The following is a 2,816-nucleotide window of genomic DNA, read 5'->3' as shown; positions in this document are numbered from 1 at the left end:
CCCCGCTGGCATCGCCGCGGGAAGCCTCACACGGGCTCGCGCCTCCGTGGGGTTCCCGATCGGGGCGAGGCTCCACGAGGTCTGGCGCGCGTCGAGGAGCGCAAAAGTCCGCACCCGGTCGACGCCCGCGCCCAGGACTTCCAGGGCGCGCCCGGGTTCGAGGGCGCGCGGCGCCAGGGCGTGGACGACGGGGCTGCGGCGAATCGCGGCCGGGCCGCCCAGGACGGAGAGGGAGGGAATCGATCCGCGCGCGCCTTCCAGCGTGTCGGATCGTCCGACCGACTCCAAGACGGACCAGGCCAGCTCGATCCGGAGCGGCCGCTCGGGACCGGGGACCGCAACGCGGACAGCGACGCGTAGCTCCCCATCGAGCGCCTCCACTGCTCGGAAACGGCAGTACCCCGGGGGCCCGCTCCGCCCATCCTCGGGCGGGTCCTCCGTCCAGACTGGCTTTCGACCGAGCGGTGGCGCGGGGTCGTGGAGGATCTTGAGGGGCGATGCGCCGTCCTCGTCCCAGGCCACGAGCCCGAGAGAGCCGCCGGTCCCCCGGTGCGCCGACGGGAATACGACGTCGATCCACCCCGGGGCATTCTCGCTCGGGAATCGATCAAGGTTGTTCGCGGCCTGCGGGTCTCGCCACTCCATCCAGGGCAGGCTGGCCTCCGAGACGGATCCGCCAATGCACGCTGCCAGAAAGGCGATGAGCGACAACAAAGCGGGAGATGGCAAAAGGAGCCGGCGTCTCCTGAACGGCATGTGACCTCCGTGCAGTCGGTGACGCGGGCGTGGGTGCTCGAGCAAGTGTCGGGCCAGATCGCCGCGCTCTCGATCCGTCGGGTTGAAGGCGCACTGACGCCGGCTCTCTGGCGCGCCGCGTGAGAGCGGCCCCGACATCGCCTCCAGCGGTCACAGGCCTATCGACTCCGCTGCGTCGGGGCCCGGACGCCACACTGTCCAGAAGCCGCCGGCGGCGGACGGAGGCGGGCGCGGGGCGCTCGCCTCGGCGCGAAGCGGCGGCGGCTGCAGGGAACAGGCCCGGCCTCATCGGCGTCTGGGCGCCGGATCTCCGCTCTTCCGTGGCGTTCTGCGGTCGGGCTGAAGAGATGCGGGAAACTTGTTACGGGGCAAGGAATCAGGTACAATTGACACATCAACGATCTTGCCCCGCGGCGGGACCAGCGTCGGGCGGCATCGGAGCCGCTGAGGCTGTTGATTGCCAGCGGGGATGCATCTCATGTCGACCCCGAGCGTCCGGTTCGAGGACGGGAGGAATCATGTTCCGATCAGCTAACGCCAATCGACTCATGGCCAGCGGCTCGCGGCCGATGCGCACGGCGATCGCCCTCACGGGCGTCCTTGCGCTGGCCGCCTGCTTCTTCGCCACGGCCGCCCTTGCTTCCAGGCCCGCCGGGGATGTCGGCGGCTCCCTCGGCGTCACCGCCGATCAGGCCGGGCTCCGGGGCCTTCCCCCGGGCGCGAAGACCCCAATCTGGGAGACAGCGAGCGGGCGGTTTCATCCCGAGCCGGCCGGTGGCCCGGCTCTGATCCGGCTCGCGGCCGGATTCGAGCTGGATCCGTCGGTCGAGGGTTGGGAAGGAGAGATCCCTTCCGATCTGCGATCCACTCCCCCGATCGGGGCCGAGCGGGGCTACTTTATCGTCCAGTTTCGGGGCCCCGTGACGCAGGAGGATCGCGCGCTGATCGAGTCGCAGGGAGGCGCGATCGTGAACTACGTCCCCGACTACGCGTTCCTCTGCTCCCTGAGCGGCGACGCGAAGGCTCGGTTGGCGAGAGAGTCCCGTGTCTCGTGGGTGGGCCTCTATGAGCCTGCGTACAAGCTGAGCAGGGACTCCCGGATGAGCGAGCGGGGTCCGGCGCAGATGACGCTGCTCGTCTACCCGGGAGAGTCCCTGGACGCGGCGGCCGAGGCGGTCTCCGCGGCGGGCGGCAGGATCCTGGAGACGACCGACAGCGGGGTGAACAAGATGATCAGGGCGGAGATCGACACGGCCCGCCTCGCCTCGATCGCCCAGATCCGGGAGATCGCGTGGATCGAGCCCTACACCCGTCCGGTCTGGGACAATGACCTGTGCCAGTGGGTCATTCAGACCAACATCAACGGAAACCGTCGGATCTGGACGCAGGGAATCCAGGGTCAGGGCCAGATCGTTAGCCTCGCCGACAGCGGCATCCGGACAACCCACTACCAGTTCTACGATGCGGCCGTTCCGCTCACCAACTTCGGCAACTATCCGACGCACAGGAAGATCATCGCCTACCAGAAGGCGATCGAGACGCCGGAGATCGTCTTCGGCGACGACGCAGGCAACCAGTATCACGGCACGCACACTTCCTGCACCGACGCGGGCGACGATTCGCCGAACGGAACGAGCGCCCGCGACGGGATGGCTTTGAAGGCCAAGATCTATTTCCTCGACGCCGGCGGGCCCTCCCAGCCTGGCGTGTTCGTGCCGACCGACCTGAACCTCTCCCTCATCACACCTTACAACGGCAACTCCGCCGGCGCGGCGCGCGTGATGAGCAACAGCTGGGGCAATCCCGTCGGCGGCGCGTACGACGCGCAAGCCATGTCGCTCGACCAGTTCATCTACAACCACCCCGACTTCCTCGAAGTCCACTCATGCGGCAACAACGGTCCGGGCGGCAATACGGTGGGCAGCCCGGCGTCCGCCAAGAACTGCATGACGGCGGGCGGGAGCATGAACGGCACTTCAGCCAACACCATCTATACTTCCTCAAGCCGCGGTCCCACGGATGACGGCCGCATCAAGCCGACGATCCTCGCCCCAGCGAGA

General features: G+C 68.4%; 2 protein-coding genes. One reads left to right on the top strand and one right to left on the bottom strand.

All coding sequences use genetic code 11. The features are described 5' to 3' along the window. A partial coding sequence (locus tag FJY88_13220) for a hypothetical protein (protein ID MBM3288287.1) occupies nucleotides 1–645 on the bottom strand: 645 nt, incomplete at its 3' end. Between the two features lie 629 nt (nucleotides 646–1,274). Here FJY88_13220 and FJY88_13215 point away from each other — a divergent pair. Next, a partial coding sequence (locus tag FJY88_13215; GenBank protein MBM3288286.1) for a hypothetical protein occupies nucleotides 1,275–2,816 on the top strand: 1,542 nt, incomplete at its 3' end.

The organism is Candidatus Eisenbacteria bacterium, assembly GCA_016867495.1.
GTDB lineage: Bacteria > Eisenbacteria > RBG-16-71-46 > CAIMUX01 > VGJL01 > VGJL01.
This window is presented reverse-complemented; position numbering and strand designations above follow the sequence as displayed.